Raw genomic sequence first — 319 nt, forward strand, 5'->3', positions numbered from 1 at the left:
AGCGTGCATCCGGGAGTTGGTGCTCCAGGGCATCGCAGTGAAGATTGCCGACCTCGCCATCCTCTCCATTGGTATCAAGAACAAGGCGGGAGCCGCTACCGAGAAGGAGTTTACCATTGCCAAGAACATCGAGGGCTTGAAGATTAGAGCTCGTGGCACGGGCGATTTCAGTTGCCTGAACCTCAGCCTCGACGGAACGCTGAAGAAAGCCTCTGCTCTGTTAGGGGATGGCACCACCACGGATACCAACCCGGATACCGGAAAGGATACCCCTGGTGGCGACAACACCGACCAGGGCGGTAGCGGAACCACTGGAGGC

1 pseudogene is annotated in these 319 nt (G+C 58.3%); it reads left to right on the plus strand.

From position 1 onward, the window contains the following. Positions 1–319: pseudogene (locus tag ACTQ16_RS16890) on the plus strand (DNA-binding protein); the annotation flags it as partial.

This window comes from Prevotella sp. LCP21S3_D2 (genome assembly GCF_052118345.1).
In the GTDB taxonomy this organism is placed as follows: Bacteria; Bacteroidota; Bacteroidia; order Bacteroidales; family Bacteroidaceae; genus Prevotella.